This is a genomic window from Xylanibacillus composti, assembly GCF_018403685.1.
Taxonomy (GTDB): domain Bacteria; phylum Bacillota; class Bacilli; order Paenibacillales; family K13; genus Xylanibacillus; species Xylanibacillus composti.
This window is the reverse complement of sequence record NZ_BOVK01000032.1, coordinates 86,152-105,020: the sequence shown is the minus strand read 5'-3', so window position 1 is coordinate 105,020 and position 18,869 is coordinate 86,152. Positions and strand designations below refer to the sequence as shown.

Annotated in this window: 17 protein-coding genes; 14 read left to right on the top strand and 3 right to left on the bottom strand. The window is 52.8% G+C overall.

Annotation, left to right across the window (positions count from 1 at the left end; all coding sequences use genetic code 11):
- Window positions 1-434: 434 nt before the first annotated feature.
- Together XYCOK13_RS12960 and XYCOK13_RS12955 are read right to left on the bottom strand one after the other, a co-directional pair.
- Window positions 435-2,570 (bottom strand): alpha-amylase family protein, encoded by a 2,136-nt coding sequence (locus tag XYCOK13_RS12960; RefSeq protein ID WP_213412577.1) that lies wholly within the window; start codon window positions 2,568-2,570, stop codon window positions 435-437.
- A 39-nt stretch (window positions 2,571-2,609) separates the two neighbouring features.
- Window positions 2,610-3,374, bottom strand: a complete 765-nt coding sequence (locus XYCOK13_RS12955; protein ID WP_213412576.1) for a fumarylacetoacetate hydrolase family protein — start codon at window positions 3,372-3,374, stop codon at window positions 2,610-2,612.
- Between the two features lie 248 nt (window positions 3,375-3,622).
- Between XYCOK13_RS12955 and hisD the strand changes: the two genes are divergently transcribed.
- Window positions 3,623-4,942 carry a histidinol dehydrogenase gene (gene hisD, locus XYCOK13_RS12950; RefSeq protein ID WP_213412575.1) on the top strand — a complete coding sequence of 440 codons (1,320 nt, stop codon included), beginning with the start codon at window positions 3,623-3,625 and terminating at the stop codon, window positions 4,940-4,942.
- Here the strand turns inward: hisD and XYCOK13_RS12945 are convergent.
- Window positions 4,925-5,674 carry an IclR family transcriptional regulator gene (locus tag XYCOK13_RS12945; protein WP_213412574.1) on the bottom strand — a complete coding sequence of 250 codons (750 nt, stop codon included), beginning with the start codon at window positions 5,672-5,674 and terminating at the stop codon, window positions 4,925-4,927. The two genes, hisD and XYCOK13_RS12945, sit on opposite strands and share 18 nt — an antisense overlap.
- 135 nt (window positions 5,675-5,809) lie before the next feature.
- On the opposite strand from XYCOK13_RS12945, the gene XYCOK13_RS12940 reads away from it, so the two are divergent.
- From XYCOK13_RS12940 to galU, 13 genes are all read left to right on the top strand, one after another.
- A complete protein-coding gene (locus XYCOK13_RS12940) occupies window positions 5,810-6,829 on the top strand; it encodes a LacI family DNA-binding transcriptional regulator (protein ID WP_213412573.1) in 1,020 nt (339 codons plus the stop codon).
- An 11-nt stretch (window positions 6,830-6,840) separates the two neighbouring features.
- On the top strand, window positions 6,841-8,100 hold the full coding sequence (locus XYCOK13_RS12935; RefSeq protein WP_213412572.1) for a nickel pincer cofactor-dependent isomerase, group 22: 1,260 nt from the start codon (window positions 6,841-6,843) through the stop codon (window positions 8,098-8,100).
- Window positions 8,101-8,216: 116 nt separating this feature from the next.
- Entirely contained in the window at window positions 8,217-9,656 is a 1,440-nt protein-coding gene (locus XYCOK13_RS12930) for a four-carbon acid sugar kinase family protein (RefSeq protein WP_213412571.1), read from the top strand.
- Window positions 9,649-10,644 carry a 4-hydroxythreonine-4-phosphate dehydrogenase PdxA gene (pdxA, locus tag XYCOK13_RS12925; RefSeq protein WP_213412570.1) on the top strand — a complete coding sequence of 332 codons (996 nt, stop codon included), beginning with the start codon at window positions 9,649-9,651 and terminating at the stop codon, window positions 10,642-10,644. The genes XYCOK13_RS12930 and pdxA overlap by 8 nt, the downstream gene beginning before the upstream one ends.
- 262 nt (window positions 10,645-10,906) lie before the next feature.
- On the top strand, window positions 10,907-12,139 hold the full coding sequence (locus XYCOK13_RS12920) for a sulfotransferase family protein (RefSeq protein WP_213412569.1): 1,233 nt from the start codon (window positions 10,907-10,909) through the stop codon (window positions 12,137-12,139).
- On the top strand, window positions 12,136-14,064 hold the full coding sequence (locus XYCOK13_RS12915) for an asparagine synthase-related protein (protein ID WP_213412568.1): 1,929 nt from the start codon (window positions 12,136-12,138) through the stop codon (window positions 14,062-14,064). The genes XYCOK13_RS12920 and XYCOK13_RS12915 overlap by 4 nt, the downstream gene beginning before the upstream one ends.
- Window positions 14,065-14,095: 31 nt before the next feature.
- Entirely contained in the window at window positions 14,096-14,227 is a 132-nt protein-coding gene (locus XYCOK13_RS12910) for a paeninodin family lasso peptide (RefSeq protein ID WP_213412567.1), read from the top strand.
- A gap of 90 nt (window positions 14,228-14,317) precedes the next feature.
- Entirely contained in the window at window positions 14,318-15,307 is a 990-nt protein-coding gene (locus XYCOK13_RS12905; RefSeq protein ID WP_213412566.1) for a phosphoenolpyruvate carboxykinase (ATP), read from the top strand.
- Window positions 15,240-15,545: a lasso peptide biosynthesis PqqD family chaperone gene (locus tag XYCOK13_RS12900; RefSeq protein ID WP_213412565.1), complete on the top strand. Its 306-nt coding sequence runs from the start codon at window positions 15,240-15,242 to the stop codon at window positions 15,543-15,545. The genes XYCOK13_RS12905 and XYCOK13_RS12900 overlap by 68 nt, the downstream gene beginning before the upstream one ends.
- A gap of 28 nt (window positions 15,546-15,573) precedes the next feature.
- Window positions 15,574-16,014 carry a lasso peptide biosynthesis B2 protein gene (locus tag XYCOK13_RS12895; RefSeq protein ID WP_373314398.1) on the top strand — a complete coding sequence of 147 codons (441 nt, stop codon included), beginning with the start codon at window positions 15,574-15,576 and terminating at the stop codon, window positions 16,012-16,014.
- Window positions 16,015-16,301: 287 nt separating this feature from the next.
- Window positions 16,302-17,075, top strand: coding sequence for a YveK family protein (locus XYCOK13_RS12890; RefSeq protein WP_244865137.1), 774 nt, complete (start codon window positions 16,302-16,304; stop codon window positions 17,073-17,075).
- The gene (locus tag XYCOK13_RS12885) at window positions 17,056-17,724 is read left to right on the top strand and encodes a CpsD/CapB family tyrosine-protein kinase (protein ID WP_213412564.1); all 669 of its coding nucleotides are present in this window, start codon (window positions 17,056-17,058) and stop codon (window positions 17,722-17,724) included. Before XYCOK13_RS12890 ends, XYCOK13_RS12885 begins: the two co-directional genes overlap by 20 nt.
- A gap of 237 nt (window positions 17,725-17,961) precedes the next feature.
- Window positions 17,962-18,852 carry a UTP--glucose-1-phosphate uridylyltransferase GalU gene (galU, locus tag XYCOK13_RS12880; RefSeq protein ID WP_213412563.1) on the top strand — a complete coding sequence of 297 codons (891 nt, stop codon included), beginning with the start codon at window positions 17,962-17,964 and terminating at the stop codon, window positions 18,850-18,852.
- The last annotated feature ends 17 nt before the right edge of the window (window positions 18,853-18,869 follow it).

The following is an 18,869-nucleotide window of genomic DNA, read 5'->3' as shown; positions in this document are numbered from 1 at the left end:
GTTTGATGCAAGGCTAGTGAATCTACTGGTCTTATTGCGCTCATAATGCATGTCTGCCGCGTGGCTTTACCGTAATAGATACAAATATTCCCGTTACTAGCCTGAATCGGTGAGTTCAAGCGGCAATAAGACCAAAGATTCCACTAATTTGTGTATGCGCCTATGGTGGTCCGAATCGACTGCATAGACTCAGCCTTATGACTATGACGGCCGTCCGCATGACGCCGCATTCGAGCCACGTGCCTGCGCCGCATCCCATGTGCCTTGATCGTATTGTCAGCATTCGCTTTACCGTATTTGCCGAACCAACTATGTTCACGCGGTTTGATCCGCCGCATTCGCCAATCAGCAGTGCACATGTCACCAGCTCCGCGAGCGTTGACATATAGCGCTGCTGATTGCATAAAGCGCGAATGCGCCAAAACCGCTGCTCGTTAGGCTTTGATGCGGAAGCTGGCATATTCCTTCAAGGTTTCGATGGCAAGACGAATACGATAGCCGCCGCCATCCAAACCTTCGATCTCCTTGACCTGGATGCTGCCTTCCGCATGCATCGGCTCAACCGCAGGCTCCACGGAAACGGGCAGCGTCAGTTCCACCTCGATGTGGTGCAGCGGGATGATTTCCAGCACCGGTCGGAAAGGTGCAGATGTGGTGTTGATCGCATGGACCACATAGTCACTGCTGTCGGCAATCCGATTCAATTGGAAGTGCACGCTTTGCGGCGCATTGGATTTCAGCTTCTGTGCGCCACCGAGCAGCATTCGGCATGCATTGGCAAGCAAGGTCCGGAAGTCTTGATGGCCGTGCATCCAAACTTGCTTGTCAACCCCGAATGGGAAGTAGACGGATTGCCCCTGTCCGTAGTTGTGAACGACGCAGGTCGGGAACTTGGTCTCAAAGCTGCGCGGCCAAGCCCGCTCAGGCGACTGCGGATAAATTTGCGGCACGAAGGTAAGCGGGCACACAGCTCCATCCTTCGGACTGACCAGCAGATTCGTCCCCCAGTTCGCCAGCAGTTCCGTCTGTTCAAAGCCTTGCGTCATCGGATGCGCCTGGGCATGCTTGACGTACTGGTAGCCGTAGTGGGAGCCATCCTTGCGCAATCCGGTGAAGCTGCAGCCGAACACTTCGCCAAGGCCGAAGTCATTGCGTTCGCGGCCGTGCTCGTCATACAAAGAAGTTTCATAGGTAGAGATGATTTTGCCTCCTCCATGCACATATTGCCGGATTAAGCGGATCTCTTCATCTGACAGACAAGCGCCGTTCGGAATGACAAGCACTTTCACCTTGCTAAGCGTTTCTTCGGACAAGTCCTGATCCAACAGGAAGTTGTATTGCAATTTCTCACCCAACAGCATCTGCTCCAGCCCGATGATATGAGTAATGTAGGCGTCCTTCTGGCGGTCTGCTTTGTTGAATGTGTTGTTGCTGGCGCGAGAATAGAAGATCGTGACATCTGCTTCCGCATGCTGGGCGGACAAAATATCCTCATACTTCTCCATATAGGCGTAGATATCTTGACACAATAATGCATTGCGGCGGTCATAGGTTGCACCGGGGTGCTGGCCGTTAAAGGTTACATCCCAGACGGAACCGCCGGAACTGACTGCCTCCCACAGCCAAATGCGCGTTTCCGGCACGGAAGAGGCGACATAGCGAAGCTCATTGTTGGTGCCAAGATGTCCGAACAGCATAACCGGTGTCTTGTCCGGTTCCAGTCCTTTCAGGAACTTGATCAGGGTGGACGGGGCGTTCAGCGGCTCGTGATTGGCCGTAAACAGCGGCGTGACCAAGAAATCGAAATGGTCCTTGACTTGATAAAGGTCAGAGCTGTTTTTCGTATACGTCTCATAGAATAAACCGAAAATTTCTGCGCAGTATATTTTGTCTTCGCCGTATTTCTTGATGACCTTCCGATAACGGGCCAGATGCTCATTCAAGTTGCCCGCCTTCCATGCACGGTATTCATCATAGCTTGCGTCTGCGAAGTCGCCGCCGCGCGGGAGCTCCTTGCCCATTTCCTCCCGGTAGCGCGTGCTGCATCTTTCACAATAGCAGACGCGGTTTTGGAACGGAGCATTCTCCCAAATGCCGTCGATATCGTAGCGTTCCAGCAATATCTCCGAAAGCTTGAAGGCATGCTCGTTCCGGTAATAACTCAAATAGCATGGCGCATACAGCGGATTCGGAATATGGGGAAGATCGGCCCAGAACATCGGCTGCCCGTGCTCGTCCATGGCGAACCAGTCCGGATTCAGATCATAAATCTTTTTGTCGACACCGCGAAAATCCATGCGCACTATGACCTTGATGCCGCGCTTATGGCAGGCTTCCGTAATGTCCTTCAATATATCTTGATCGGCGCTCATAAACGGATTGGGATTGGCCGTTTCCAAATCATGGCGGAAGAAATCGATAATGCCGCCGCCATTAATGATGAACGTATTGGCATGTACACTTTCCAAATAATGGGCAATCGCTTCCGCATTATAGTCAACAATGTCCGGTTCGCGCAACACCGTTTGAATCATGCGCAGCTGCTTTTCGTACCATTTCTTATTCTCCATGCGGGGAATCCTCCTTGTAGCTGGGTTGAGCCATTATGCTTAACGAATCGCCTGAACCGGATTGCTAAGGCTGCCAATGCCTTCAATCGTGCACGCCACCGCATCGCCATCGCGCACCATATCCGCGCCGGCCGGCGTGCCAGTCAGGATAACATCGCCCGGCTGCAGGGTCGTAAAGGTGCTGATGTAGGCAATCATTTGATCAACAGGCATAATGATCCGCTCCATCAGACTGTCCTGCTTCATGACGCCGTTGACAGCAGCTTGAATGCGCGCCGAACGGTAATCAAAGTTCGTCTCGATCACGGGGCCAAGCGGACAGAAGGTATCGAAGGATTTGCCGACAGTCCAGTGACCTTCCGGATGAAAGAACTGCAGGGCCGCGAGGTCATTGGCAACCGTGTAGCCGAAGATGACCTCCTCCGCCTGATCCGGGCGGATGCGGGATGCAGTGCGTCCAATAATAACAGCAAGCTCCGATTCAAATTTGACTTCTGCTACGCCTGGCGGGAGCAGGATCGGCTCATCAGGCCCTATGACCGTCGACAGCGGTTTCATGAAAAAAATAGGGAGGTCGGGAACTGGCGGCTTGACTTGGCCTTCCGCGACGAAGTTTTTGCCGATGCCGATAATATTGCCCGGCTTTAGCGGAGCATGCAAGCGCACATCCGCGAGCGGATAAACTTCCCCGGTCGGGGACTTGTCGCCGAATAGATCGCCGGCAAAGGCGCGGACGGTCGTTCCGTCCAGGATGCCGCCGCGCACTTCATTGCGGTCGGGAAGAGAAAATCGAATCAGCTTCATGGGTCACAACTCCTTTGTCATCGATCGCTTGCTTTGTTCTATATATTGAACAATGTTTCCTATGTGGCATTAGCTTTATAGTCTTACATTTTGAATACGTTGTCAATGCGTATTTCCGCTAGATAGGGGGGCGAATAACTCTCTATGATTTTGATCTGCTGCCCAGATTGCGTGTTGACATTTTTCCAAAGGGGCGCTTACAATGACTGTAATGAATACGTATTCAAAATAACCAGAAGGAGTCAATCATGGCTAAAATCATCAAGAGCGGAAAAAGTCTGGAACAGCTGCAATCCGAACAAGCCCGGGTGACAGCAACCGTGCAGGACATGATTCATGAAGTCGAACAGCGGGGAGACGCCGCGGTCAAAGCGTATTCCAGCAAGCTGGACAAGTGGGAGCCGGATGCATTCCGCCTTACGGGGAAACAAATTGAAGAGGTGATGCAGGCGGTCGCGCCCAAAGCGAAGGAAGATATCCGCTTTGCGCAAGAACAGATTCGAAGATTTGCCGAGCATCAGAAAGCCAGCATGCGCGACATAGAAGTAGAGACATTGCCTGGCGTTATTCTCGGTCACAGGCATATTCCTGTCAACAGCGTGGGCTGTTACATACCGGGCGGACGCTACCCGATGGTGGCCTCTGCTCATATGAGCATCCTGACGGCGAAAGTAGCGGGAGTGAAGCGGGTCATTGCTTGCACGCCCCCGATCGACGGACAAATTCCGAAGGAAACAGTGTGCGCCATGGCGATGGCGGGTGCTGACGAGATTTATATTTTGGGCGGTGTGCAGGCACTAGCCGCTATGGCGATCGGCACAGAAACGATTGAACCGGTTGACATGCTGGTCGGACCGGGCAACGCATATGTAGCGGAGGCCAAACGCTTGCTATTCGGACGTGTAGGCATTGACTTGCTCGCCGGCCCGACGGAGACGCTCGTGATTGCCGATGAAAGTGCGGATGCGGAAATGATCGCCTGCGATATACTGGGGCAGGCCGAGCACGGTCCGACTTCGCCTGGAGCGCTGATTACAACTAGCGAAGCGCTGGCGCACGAAGTGATGAAAGAAATCGAAAGACAGCTGGAATCATTGCCGACAGCAGATGTGGCCCGCCAGGCGTGGCAGGACTGCGGGATAGTGATTGTGGCCGATTCCGAGGAGGAAATGCTGAAGGAAGCGGATAAGCTTGCCTATGAGCACGTGGAGGTGCTCACGAAGGAGCCGTCCTATTATTTGGAGCGGCTGACCAATTATGGCGCGCTGTTCCTTGGGCCGGAGACGAATGTCGCGTACGGGGACAAAGTAATTGGAACGAATCATACGCTCCCCACGAAAAAAGCAGCCCGGTACACAGGGGGGCTGTGGGTCGGGAAGTTCCTGAAAACCTGCACCTACCAGCGCTGTACGCCGGAAGCCAGCGCTCACGTAGGAGAATACGCCGCACGGTTATGCGAAATTGAGCGGTTTATGGGCCATCGCGAGCAGGCATTGCTGCGTGTTCGCCGTTATGGTAGCGATGAGCAGCTGAAGCGGGCGACCACTTCCTCAGAGGATTGGGGTTAGGCGTTTGGCCAAGTCTGTGATCGCCTCTATGGCGTCCGCTTTTTTCGCTTCCCACTGGTGAATGGGCATAGAGCAGCTGACTGCTGCCACCGCCTCGCCATTGGCGCGGCGAATGGGCGCGGCAGCGCAGCAGAAGCCCATCACTCCTTCCTGCAAGTCGAGCGCGTAGCCATTCTTCCGAATGCGGGCAAGTTCCAGCAGCAGCGCCTCGCGGCTGTCCAGCGTATGGGAAGTAACAGCCTTCAGCTTGTCGGAAGGGAATAGACGGCAGACCTGCTCGTCCTGGAGACAGGCGAGCAGCGACTTGCCAAGCCCAGTTGCATGAGCGGGGAAGCGCACCCCCGGTCCGGCAACCATCTGTACGGGCGACGGCGCTTCCATCTTCGCCAAGTACAGCACATCGGTCTCTTCGAGCCGGGCAAGCTGCACGGTCTCTTGCAGCTTGCGCATGACGGGCTGCGCGAGCCTGCGAAATTCTTCGATGAGGTCGTATTGTCCGGCATAAGCGCTGACCAGCTTGCCAATGGCGCTGCCCAGCGCATACGTATCATGCCGGTCGCGGTTCACCCAATGCAGTCTTTCCATCGTCAACAGCAGCGAATACATAGTGCTTTTGCTAATATTCAAATGGCGGGACAGCTCGGATAAGGTCCAGGTGTACGGCTCTTGGGCGAGCAGGGAGAGCACTGCGTTGGCTCGTTCCAGCGCAGGCACAGCGTATTTTTCGGACATCCTGTCACACTCCTGTCTTGCACGACGTTGGCGTGCTGTGCATTCTGACATAGATCGTACCACTGCCGGCGGAACGGCGTCAACGATGGTGTGGAAGTGTGCTGTTTCGTGTAAGATTGATGAAGGAAAGGAGTGGTGATCATCGTTTCTTCCAAAGATGTGGCCAAGCTGGCGGGGTGCTCGCAATCGACCGTATCCCGTGTCCTGAACAGGCCGGAGACGGTGCATCCGGACAAGCGCGAGAAAGTGCTGCAAGCCATCGAAGCGCTGCAATACAAGCCCAATATAGCTGCGCGCAGTCTGGTTGCCAAGCGGACAAATACCATCGCCCTTATTTCTGGCACTTTGCGCAATGATTACTTCGCAGAATCGACCGACCGTATCGTCGAATATGCCAGCAAGCACGGTTACCGAACCATGGTCTACTTTGAGAGCGAAGGCAGTCTCGGAGACATTCTGGCGCAGATCAAAAGCTACAAAGTGGACGGCATTCTTATTTCATGCATGAAATTGGACGATCCGCACTACGAGGCATTTGCCGCATCCGGTATTCCTTGCATCTGGTTTAACCGCCGACACCGGCGCGGCGGACATTATGTCAGCATGGACAACGTTCTGGCAGCAAAAATGCTGACTCGCCATTTGCTGGACTTGGGCCATCGCCGGATTGCTTACCTTTCAGGCCCTCTCGATATTTCTACCTTGTATGAGCGCTGGACTGGCTTTGAGGCGGTGATGCGGGAAGCGAGTGTGCCCGTAAGGGAAAGCTATGTGCATATTCTGGAGCCGAATGACCAGGCTGTGCAGAAGCTCACCTGGAAGCTGATGCATCAGCCGGAGCCGCCCACTGCGATTGTTTGCGGCAACGACGAGCTGGCGATTGCCAGCATGGATGCGCTGCTGTCGATGGGCCTGCGAATCCCCGCGGACGTCAGCATTGCCGGGTTCGACGATATTCGCATGTCCGGCCATCAAGCGATTCAATTAACGAGCGTGGGCCAGCATCGATTCGATATGGGGGAAGTGGCGGCGGAGCATCTGATGATGCTGATTGAAGCTAAAGACGGACAGGAGCAGCCAAGCATCCAATTTTTATGCAAGCCCGAGCTGTTCGTCAGAAGATCAACAGGTGTGGCACGCACGGAAAAGAATTAGGAGGAGAGGCTATGTCGGCTTTACCGAAGTGGATCAAGATCAGGCAGCGGTTTGCGGGCAGAGCTGTCGGGGATATAGAGGCGGAAGTAGCTGCTCAGCTGGCATCCATTCAAATTCGCGAACGCATAAAGCCAGGCATGCGCATCGCCTTGACAGCGGGGAGCCGGGGCATATCCAACATTGCGCAGATTTTGAAGGCTGCTGCAGACGTATTGAAAGAGCTTGGCGCCTTGCCATTCTTAATCCCGGCGATGGGCAGCCATGGCGGCGCGACAGCCGAAGGACAGGTCCAGGTGCTGGAAAGCCTGGGCATTACGGAAGCGTACTGCGGCGTGCCGATTCGCTCATCGATGGAGACGGTTTGCATAGGCGCAACGCCGCAAGGCATCCCAGTCCATACGGATAAGCTGGCTTGGGAAGCGGATGGCGTCATCATCGTGAACCGGATTAAGGTGCATACAGACTTCAAGTCGCGAGTCGGTCTGGAGAGCGGGCTCATGAAGATGGCTGCCATAGGCATGGGCAAGCATCGGCAGGCGACGCTCTTGCACCACCGAGGCGTGCATGGCATTCGCGATTTGATGCCGGAAGTGGCCGAAGTAGTCCTAGCCCAGCATCGGATTATTTGCGGCATCGGCATTGTGGAGAACGCATTGGACGAGACCGCGTTGATTGAAGCCATCGAGCCCCGGCGGATTCGAGAACGGGAACAGGCTTTGTTGAAGCTGGCAGCTGCCTGGATGCCGAAGCTGCCAACGGATAAGCTGGATTTGCTGATTGTGGATGAAATCGGCAAGGATCACAGCGGCACCGGGATGGATACGAACATTATCGGCAGAATGCGCATCTTGGGTGAGCCGGAGCCGGAAACACCCTCCATCCAGTACATTATGGCATGTGATCTGAGCGAGGCTTCTCATGGCAATGCGCTGGGAATCGGTCTCGCAGATGTCACCACGAGGAAGCTCGTTGATAAGATCGATCGTCGAGCGATGAACGAAAATGTCATTACGAGCTCCTTCCTGGCCCGGGCGAACATTCCCATTACGCTGGACAACGATTTGGAAGCGGTGCGGGCTGCAATGCGGGGGTTGTGGGGCATAGAAGGACCGGAAGCCCGCATCATGCGCATTCGCAGCACCCTGCACTTGGGCGAGATGTACGTGTCTGAAGCTGTTTTCGAGGAGATTCGCGGCTTTCCTGCAATTGAGCCGATAGGGGAGTGGCAGCAGCCCGCTTTTGATGCGGAAGGTTTCCTTGTTCCTTTTTAGATAGAAGGATAACCCTAAATACGCAGGTCCAATTGCCCTCGCAGAGGGTTGCACCGGATATCGAGCGCTGTTTTCGCCGCAGCGGCGAAAACAGCGGTAATGCGGGAGGAAAAGAAATGTCGAAGACATCCACAGGCGATTCGACCGAATGGTTGGGCAACAAGGTGTTGATTATAGCCGATGACCTGACTGGGGCAGACGACACGGCCGTCCAATTCGTGAAGCGCGGCAAGAGAGCAGTCGTACATATGAATAAACAGATGGAACTGAACGGGGACTATAGCGCAGATGTGCATGTGCTGAATACAGATTCCCGTTCGCAGTCGCCCGAGAATGCCGCGGAGCAGGTGCGCATGAGCTTGGCTTCAGTCGATTGGTCCCGGTATAGCATCGTTTACAAAAAGATTGACTCGACATTTCGCGGGAATATAGGCGCGGAGCTGGATGCGCTCATGGAAGCAGGCGATTTCGATTGCGCTGTGCTGACGCCCGCTTACCCGAATCAGAAAAGAATCGTTGTCGGCGGCTATTTGCTTGTCGATGGACAATTGTTGGAAGACACGCAGGCGGCAAGCGACCCTGTGCACCCGGTACGTTCCTCTTATTTGCCCGATCTGCTGCATGCGCAAAGCCAGACCGGGTTCGTTCCCGTGACTGTCGGAGAGATGAGGGAAGTACTCCGGAATCAGCCTCGGTTGGAGGACAGCGCCCGCACACTAGTTAACAGCTTGCTGGCAAGCAAGAGGCCTGAAAGCGATGGCGGCAAGATAGGCTGGATCTTCGACGCTGTCAGCAGCGAGGACCTGCGTCTGATTGCCGCTGTCGCCAATGCCGCAGCGCCAATGCGAATACTGTGGGCAGGATCGGCAGGCCTTGCCGGCGCGCTGGCAGAGGGTATGTCAAGCGGAGCTTCGTTATCCGGGGAAGCGACGAGCGCAGAGCTTATGGATGGAGTCCATCGAGCTGCGGGCGAGCGTTCAGGCTGTGCGGAAGACGTTCTGGTTGTGGCTGGCAGCGTGCATCCTGCTGCGCGCAAGCAAGCAGCATGCTTGCGCGAGCAAGGGTTCGGATGGCTCGAGTTAGATCCGGTTCAGCTGGCAGCCGGCCGCGCGGAGCTGACGGTAGCTCAGCTCCGGGCTTGGGAGAGTTCGCGGACGAAGGGCGGCTGGGTATTGACGACCGTCTGTACAGAAGGCAGCCGTCAAAGCCTGGAGCAATATTGCCGGGAGCAAGGGTGGACGCAGGCAGAAGCAGGTGCCCGCATCGCGCACAGTTTGGGTCGGCTGACGGCCGAATTGACCAAGGAATGGGATTTGCGCGGACTTGTATTGACGGGCGGGGATGTGGCGTATAGCGCGATGGAAGCGCTCGATGTGCAAGCGTTGGAAGTTATGGGAGAAGTGGAGGAAGGTCTGCCCTGGTGCCTTCCATGCGGCGGGCGCTGGTCGGAGCTGGTCATCGTCACGAAGGCTGGCGGATTTGGCAGTGAGCAATCGTTATGCCGTGCAGCCCGGGCAGCAGGAGCAAGAACGAGGGGAGATAAGCGGGATGAGTAATGCAAGGAAGCCGGTAATTGGAATTACGATGGGGGATGCGGCTGGCATCGGACCGGAAATCATCGTCAAGAGTTTGCATGATGAAGGCCTATATGATCAGTGCAAGCCAATTGTGATCGGGGACGCCAAGCGGTTGAAGCAGGCGGCTCGCATCGTCGGGTTGCCGCTCGTCATCGAGGCGGTCGAACGCGTATCAGAAGGGAAGTACGTTTATGGAACGATTGATTGCTTGGATCTGAACCTTCTGCCGGAAGACATTCCATTTGGAGAAATATCGGGACGCAACGGGGATGCGGCTTTTCAATATGTGAAGCGGGCGGTGGAGCTGACACTCGGAGGGGAGCTCGAGGCAATCTGCACAGCCCCGCTCAGTAAGGAAGCCCTTCATATGGGAGGACATCTTTATCCAGGGCATACAGAAATATTGGCGGCGCTATCCGGCACGAAGGACTACGCCATGCTCTTGTCTACTAGCGATCTCCATGTCATCCATGTGACGACGCATATCGGCCTGTTGGATGCGATTCGCAAGATCACCCCGGAAAGGGTATACACGACGATACGCATTGCGCATGAAACGCTGCTCAGAATGGGAGTCGCAGAGCCCAAAATCGGTGTCTGCGGCATTAACCCGCATGCAGGGGAGAATGGATTGTTCGGTTACGGTGAAGAAGAAGAGAAGATTGCGCCTGCGATTCGTCGTACTGTGTCAGAAGGGATGAATGCGGCCGGACCGCTTCCCGCAGATACGTTGTTTTTCCGTGCGCGGCGGGGAGATTTCGACATGGTGGTCGCCATGTATCACGACCAGGGGCACGGTCCGGTGAAGGTGCTCGGTCTGGAGGCAGGCGTGAACATGACTGCCGGGCTGCCATTTGTCCGGACGAGTGTGGATCATGGAACGGCCTTCGATATTGCAGGCAAAGGGGTCGCGGACGAGCTGAGCATGAAGGAAGCGATTAGGCAGGCGATCCGAATGATCGAATGATTGCAAACGGTTCATGAACGGACTGCGTTTTGCGGGTGAGTGTTCGGTGCTCCCGCAGAACGCTTTTTTTATGTAAAAGGGAAGCCTTTACAAAATGTTCATGGAAAAAAGGTATACGGAGTGACAAATTATCCTGTAAAAATAGAAAAAATGGGTTACAAAATCAACAGGAATGTGATACAATACGTATCAAAATGAACTAAATAAAGAAAATAATCATCGAATTGATACGTTATGGATCGAAAAAAGGAGGGGCTCGGGCTTGATTTCGCCTAAGGGACATAATCTGGTGTTTTTGCTCTGCACGCCTCGCAGCGGCAGTTCCCTCACCACGGTCATGCTGCAAAACCACAGCCAAATATTTGCCTCGCAAGAAATGTGGTTTCTCATGAGCTTGTTCGATTTGCAGCATCCATCCTATCGGCCGTACGGCGGGACTACGATCATCCAGCAATTCTTCAACGGGGTGCTGACAGAAGAAGCCTTTGATGAAGCCTGTCGGGCATTTGCGCTTTCGGTTTACAATGGTCTGCTCCAAAGCTGCAATGCGCGCGTTGTCGTTGACAAGTCCCCGCGGTATTTTTACTGCCTGGAGTTTTTGGATCGGCTCTTTCCCGAGTCCCGCCGCATCTGGTTAATTCGCAATCCGCTGGATGTGGTGGCCTCGTACAAGAAGGTGAACCGCCACGTCCATGACCGGTTCGATTTGAAGCAGGATTTGCGAGCCGATTCCTTTCATATCAAAATGGCGGATATTACAATCGGCTTGCTGCGATACATGTCCTATTTTGCGGAAGAACATCCGAACGCTTACCGACTTCATTATGAACAGTTGGTGCGTTCGCCGCGCGATGAACTTTCCCGGCTGTTTGATTTTCTGGGACTGCAGTATGAAGAGGGCATTGAGAAATATGGCGCATTCATGGAAACTGACAAGTCAGGCATGTTTTACAGCATGGGAGTCGGCGATCCGTTTCTGACCAGGCACGGGGAGCCCCATCTGAACGCAGTAGGAACCTGGCAAACAACGTTGGACAAGGAGGAGGTGGCGCTCTATGTTCAAGCAGTGGGCGCCCGCGTGTTCCGAAGACTAGGGTATGCGGAAGCGCTCGAGGAGGCGGAGCGTTGGACAGGCATGCGGTTTCCGGATGAGCCTGACCTGTCGCTCATGACCAGAAGAACCCGGCAACTGGAGGAGGCGACAGGCTGCAAGTGGCTGCCTGATTATCGGATGAAGGCAGCAACGCCTGGCGCGCCCCTCGCACAGTCCCACGCACCTGCACTGCATTCGTCCGAAGCGGCTGTGCTGCAGCTCCAGAGTACGCTTCGCTCATTAGAGAGAAGGTTGGAGAAAAGCTATATGGAGCAGGAGCGCTTTCGCAAAAAATATGAAGAAATCCGCTTCAAGCTGGAGCGCATCAAAGCTTTGGTGCCGTTCAGACGAACGTTGTCGCGTCTAGCATCCTCTTACCTGACAGGAGGGAGACGGCCATGAGCGCCATAGCCGGCATTGTGCACTTTCACGATGAGCCAATAAGACCGGAAACGGGCGGGAGATTCATGGAGGCGCTGCAGCAATATCCGGCAGATCAGAGCGCCGCATTGTGTACAGAACGGGCATATTTGGGATGCCATGCGCAATGGACGTCGCCAGAATCGGCGATGGAAGAGCTCCCCTTAAAGCACCGGGAGAGGCAGATCTATATGACTGCCGACGTCATTCTGGACAATCGCGAAGCATTATTTGATCTGCTGCAGGTAGACCGGGAACGGAGAAACGGTATCGGTGACGGCGAGCTGATTTTGCTGGCCTATGACAAATGGGGGACGGAAGCGCCCAAGCAGCTGATCGGGGAATTTGCTTTTATGATTTGGGATGAGAAGGAACGCAAGCTCTTTGGCGCTCGCGACCAAACCGGCATGCGGACGCTGTTCTATCACTTTTCGCAGGGGCGCTTCGCCTTTTGCACAGCAATGCCTCCTCTCTTTGCGCTGCCGTGGATAGAACGGCGTGTCAATGAGCGGTGGATGGCTGAATTTTTGGCCATACCCGGCATGATGGAATCGGCCGACTTGTTCTCTACTGCCTATGAGGACATTTGCCAATTGCCGCCTGCGCACACCATTGAGATTAGGGAGGGGCGCATCGTCTGTGCCCATTATGACACTTTGATGCCCCGGAAGACGCTGCGGCTTCGTTCTAACGAGGAGTATGAGGAAGCATTTCGTGAGGTTCTGCAGCAGGCGGTCGATGCAAGAGTCCGTACACCTAAAAAAGTAGGCGCCACATTAAGCGGCGGTCTGGACTCCGGTACAGTGGCCAGTTTTGCTTCCAATACGCTCCGTGAGCAGGGGAAACGGCTGCACACGTACAGCTTTATTCCGGTCCAGAGCTTTGAGGATTGGACGAACCGAAGAATGATTGCCAATGAGCGGCCTTATATCGAGCAAACCGTACAGCATATTGGCAATGTAGAACCGCAGTTTTTGGATTTTGCGGACAGGAATCCTTATCTCGAGATCGACACATGGCTGAGTATGTTAGGCATACCTTATAAGTATTATGAAAATTCCTTTTGGATAAGAGGCATTTACGAACGCGCCCGACAGGACCAGGTTGGCGTCTTGCTTACTGGAGCACGAGGAAACTTCACCATATCATGGGGACCTGCCATCGATTACTACACCCACCTGCTGAAGCAATTAAGATGGGCACGTCTGTACCACGAGCTGCGTCTCTATAGCGGCTACAAACGGATCAAACGCACCAGATTGCTGTCCATTCTCGTTCGAAAGGCGTTTCCGCTGACGGCATTCAAAGGGAAGCTTCAGGAGGAAGTGGTGCCCTCGCTCGCCCACCCTGATCTGGAGCAGAAATACGAGGTTTTGGACAGGATCAGGGAGCATGAGCTGCACAGCGGTGCCTCGCTTGATTCTTTTGACGTCCGGCGCAGGAAATTTTCCAATTTGTCCATTGCCAACAAGAACGGTATGCTGAGCACCAGCCTATCGCTCCGTTATGGCGTTCGGGAGCGTGATCCAAGCGGTGACCCGCGCGTTATACGCTTCTGCCTGTCTGTTCCGGCGGATCAGTTCGTGCAGCACGGCATGGATCGGGCATTAATTCGCCGGGCAACCAAGCAATACTTGCCGGATGCAGTGCGCTTGAACCAGCATGTGCGCGGCGTGCAGGGCGCGGATTGGCTCCATCGGATGCTGCCGCAATGGCCGCAGTTTGTCGGCGAGATTCGCGAAATGCTGGGCCACGACAAAGCTGCTCATTACATGGATATGGCACGAATAAGCGAAGCGCTTGCCGTATTCGTCAATCCGCCCAGACCTGACTTTGCGAGCCATCCGAGTCTGCGCCTGTTGATGCGCAGCCTCATCGTCTACCGTTTTATCCGGCGCATGGATTGATTTTGACTACTGCGGGAAGGGGGTGAGAACTATGCAAAACGCAAAGAAAGAATGGGCTGCTCCAAACCTGGAAGTGCTGAACGTGAACAAGACGATGGAAGGACCAGGATGGAGAAATATTGACTGGGCTACGCCTAGCGATGCAGACCTGTACAACAGCTAAGCACTTGTAACTACTTAACGCTTGCCCTTATGCGGTTGCGGCTGCATAGGGGCCCACTTTTTTGAATTGTAACCAGATGGAGTGAAGCAGATGTCTAATGTTGCGCCATGCACATGGTATCAAGCGTTTGGCATGCGCATAGCCAGCGAATTGATCTTGGCGGAATGGCCTGAGGCGAATGGCTGGACTTGCGAACCGGACATCTCCATTCAATATACTGATCTTGCGGAGTGGAGACCTCGCCTGCAAGAACGCAAGGTGCTTGCACACGGCGGTTCTGTCTATTTCTATCTTGCCGGAGCGGCAGTATTCAAAGTGGAGAGCGGGAAGCATATCTGGATTTCTCCGGAGGACAATGCCGATGAAGAATTGATTCGCCTGTGTGTAACCAGCACTTGCGTAGGGGCGCTGCTCTTGCAAAAGGGGATGCTGCCGCTGCATGGGAGCGCGGTAGTCGCAGGCGACAAGGCTTATGCGTTTGTGGGCCATTCTGGTGCGGGAAAGTCAACTTTGGCTGCAGCATTGGTGAACCGGGGCTTTCCATTCATAAGCGATGATATTGTAGCCGTATGCCGATCACAAGACGGGTACTTGGCGGTGCCCGCTTTCCCCCGTCAGCGGTTGTGGGCGTCCAGTCTGGATCAGTTAGGCATGCGTCGCACAGTTTATGCCTTGGTCGACAAGCATGAGTCCAAATATGTGGTGCCTGCCGCCAGTTCCTTTAGCGCTGCCCCTGTCTCGCTGGGCGGTGTGTTTGAAATGGTTTCCGGACAATCGGAACGCCTCGTCATTCGGCGGCTGGATCGCTTGCAGGGAATACGAATGCTTATGCTGCACACGTATCGCAACTTTCTAATCCCTGCTCTCGGCCTGCAGCAGTGGCAATTCTCGTTCGCCGCAGCACTTGCGTCCGGAACGGAACATTATCGATTGGAAAGGCCCATTCACGGACTTTCGGCTGCCCAATTGGCGGAACATGTAGTTAAGACCATAAGAAAGGAAGGCGAGCGAAATGGATCAGAACATGAAGCTGTCCCTGTCCAACACCGTTGTGCAAACGAACGGCCACCTTGTCAGTGATATGGACGGAGAAAAGGTTATGATGAGCGTGAACACTGGCAAGTATTATAACCTTGGCACAGTGGGAGGACGGATCTGGGAGTTGATTGCCTCTCCAGTCCAGGTTCAGCATTTGATCGAGCAGCTGATGGAGGAATATGAAATCGATGTGGATACGTGCAGAACGCAAGTTCTGGAATTTTTGCAAATGCTGCTGAAGGAAGATTTGATTCAGTCAGCCCATTCCGTTCATTCGTAAAAGGTAGGGAATTGCATTGGGAAATAAGATGAGAACATTTCTCTCGCTGCCTATGCGGCAAAAGCTGCTGTATATAGAAGCGTTTTATTTCTTGGGCTGGGCTCGAGTGTTTAAGATGCTGCCATTTTCCAAGGTGGCACCTGCTCTGGGTGTATACATGCAAGAGACCCCCTATACTTATGAGGATGCTCATGTCCCCGTCATCGTCGATGTATCGAGAGCGGTTCGCACAATGAGCCGATATACATGGTGGGAGAGCAGATGTCTGGTGATGGCTATCGCGGCGATGAAAATGCTGGAGCGCAGAGGCGTGGCTTGTACGCTGTACATGGGAACGGCAAAGGATGAGAATGGCAGGATGATCGCCCACGCTTGGCTGCGCAGCGGCAGACGTACGTTAACAGGTGCGGAGGGAAAAGAGAGGTTCACAGTGGTGGGGAAATTTGCGAAGTACGTGCAGGTAAGGTGAGCGTTGAGCGCTATATCTGCTAACGAGTGCTTGTTCTGATACGAAATGTATCATAATGGATTAACCGTCAGTTTCTTCATGAAAGCTTCAAAGACAAAGTGCGCTTCAAGCAGGGTAAGATAAACGGTCGACGCAAAAAACGACAAAACGAAAAAACAACTTGACAATGATACTAAATGTAACTTACATTTGATATGTAAGAAAATGATACAAAATGTATCTATTCGGAAAATAGCATTCATGCAGACTAAATATTTCAGTGCGAGGTGCACGAGACGGAGGGGAACATGGAATCCATCGAATTCAAAAAGCTATTTCGGATTCTTTCGAAACGAATTTGGCTAATAGCTCTGATTGTCATTGTCGGCTGTGCGATTTCTGCCGTGTATAGCTTTTTCTACGTTACACCTGTCTATCAAGCCTCGGCAAAAATATTAGTCAACAAAACAGATAATGGTTTTGTTCAGGCTCAGCCACTTAACGCCAGTGAGATAACTGCAAATATAATGCTGGTCAATACGTATAAGGAAATTATCAAATCAAGAGCTATTATGGATGAGGTAGTGGCCCAGTATCCGCAATTGAACCTGACCACAGATCAGCTTATTCGAAAGGTAAGCGTCAGTTCGCTCAATGAAACACAGGTTATGACGATTAGTGTAACAGATTTTTCGCATGAAAGGGCTGTTCTGGCAGTCAATGCGGTTTCTCAAGTTTTTCAGGAGCAGATCCCGTTCCTTATGCGGGTGGACAACGTTAAAATTCTGAACGAAGCCAATGTAAGAGATAATCCTGTTCCTATTAATTCCGGACCTTTCGTCAACATGTTAATCAGTTTTATTGCCTCGCTGTTCCTGGCTGTATGTCTTTCATTGCTGCTGGATTATTGGGATGACACAATCAAAAGCGAGCATGATGTGACGATTGTATTGGGAGTGCCGACTTACGGGGTTATCCAGAAAATAAAGCCTAAAGATCTCAACCCATCGTCGAAAAATAAAAAAATGATGGAGAAGAAGGAGAGAGTGGAGGAAAATCGCTATGCCTCGGTCAACCAATGAATGTCCTGTGATCATGCATCAAAACCCGCAGTCTCATATTGCGGAAGCTTACCGTTTGTTAAGAACTAACGTGGAGTATTGCTCGCCTGACCATGATCTGAAAACCATTGCTATTACCTCGGCCATTCCGAGAGAAGGGAAGACTACCACGGCTGTTAATTTGGCAATAGCCTTCGCTCATAAGGAATCTAACGTATTGTTGATTGATGCCGATTTGCGCCAACCATCGATTCACCGAATTTTTCATAAGCACAATAGAGGCGGGCTTACGAATGTGATCCTAAACCAAAACGAACTGTTGGAAATGGTGCAGGAAACATCGATTCCTCATTTATCCATATTGACTTCTGGACCTGTGCCCCCAAATCCGGCAGAACTGCTTTCATCGAAACGGATGACGCAAATTTTGCATCAGCTGGAAGAAAGGTTCGATATCATACTGATTGACACCCCTCCGGTATTGGGTTTTACCGATACGCCGATTGTCGCGACGAAAAGTGACGGGGTATTAATCGTCTTGCAGGCGGGAAAGACCAAACGCGGAGATATCATGAAGAGCAAGCAATTGTTGGGGAACGTGAAGGCCAATGTACTGGGAGTTATTTTGAACCAGGCGACAAGTAAATCTATGAAGGAACAGCTCTCTTAAGAAGCTAGTTTACAACAGGTAGTCTTGGGAGCGGGAACGGTTTTTCAACTATATAGGAAATAGCAATCAGAAATTAATTTTTAATAGGTAATGTCTACTGCACCTCTATCACTGTAGGCACTCGGTCATGCTGTGGGTTCAAGGACCTTAGACGTGTATCGTCGGAGGTGTGATGTGAGGGAGGGTTGAATGCCCTGTATTGACTATCTGCTGTACATAGATAGGAGGGAGTTAGACATGAACAAAGTGAGAAAAGCAATCATTCCGGCCGCGGGCTTAGGGACCCGATTTCTACCAGCGACCAAAGCGATGCCTAAAGAAATGCTTCCTATCATTAACAAGCCGACCATCCAATATATTGTCGAGGAGGCCGTCGAGTCGGGTATTGAGGATATTATTATCGTAACCGGCAAGGGCAAGCGGGCTATCGAGGATCACTTCGATCATGCCATCGAGCTGGAAACGAACCTGGCCGAAAAAGGAAAGCTGAAATTGCTTGAGGAAGTGCAGCGCTCCTCTTCTGTGGACATTCATTACATTCGCCAAAAGGAGCCCAAGGGTTTGGGGCATGCCGTATGGTGTGCAAGAAGGTTCATCGGCGACGAGCCTTTTGCCGTTCTATTGGGCGATGACATTGTTTCTGGCGATGTTCCATGTCTGAAACAGCTTATGCAACACTATGAGATTACACAGTCGTCTGTAATAGGAGTACAACCTGTAGCCGATCAAGATACAAGCAGATACGGCATTATTGATCCAGTTAAGAAGGATGGGCGGCTGTATGAAGTAAGAAGATTTGTTGAAAAACCAAGGCCGGGAACGGCGCCTTCCAACCTCGCTATTATGGGGCGGTATATTCTGACGCCTGAAATATTCGACTTCTTGTCTCTTCAAGAAAAAGGAGCGGGAGGAGAAATACAACTGACCGACGCCATCCAAAAACTGAATGAACATCAGCCGGTATATGGCTATCATTTTGAAGGCACGCGCTATGATGTAGGAGAGAAGCTCGGTTTTATCCTGACGACCATGGATTTCGCAGTTCGCAATGAGGAACTGAGGGCTCCGCTACTGAAAGCGCTGGAGGAATTATTGGAGCGGGAAACGGTGCAAAAGGAAATTGGTTAATTACCACATATCGGGAG